This is a genomic window from Kluyvera sichuanensis, from assembly GCF_014218705.1.
Classification (GTDB): Bacteria; Pseudomonadota; Gammaproteobacteria; order Enterobacterales; family Enterobacteriaceae; genus Kluyvera; species Kluyvera sichuanensis.
Window position 1 is genome coordinate 1 of the sequence record NZ_JABBJF010000108.1, and the last position, 227, is coordinate 227.

The 227-nt window shown below is 52.9% G+C and carries 2 tRNA genes; both read left to right on the forward strand.

Annotated elements, in window-relative coordinates:
- Positions 1 to 15: 15 nt before the first annotated feature.
- Positions 16 to 92, forward strand: a tRNA-Arg gene (locus HII27_RS26985).
- Between the two features lie 62 nt (positions 93 to 154).
- Positions 155 to 227, forward strand: a tRNA-Arg gene (locus tag HII27_RS26990).

The following is a 227-nucleotide window of genomic DNA, read 5'->3' on the forward strand; positions in this document are numbered from 1 at the left end:
AGTAAGTTTCCCGATGCATCCGTAGCTCAGCTGGATAGAGTACTCGGCTACGAACCGAGCGGTCGGAGGTTCGAATCCTCCCGGATGCACCATCTCTTACTTGATGTCGCTTTTATAGCGGTATCAATATCGGCAGTAAAGCAAATTTCCCGATGCATCCGTAGCTCAGCTGGATAGAGTACTCGGCTACGAACCGAGCGGTCGGAGGTTCGAATCCTCCCGGATGC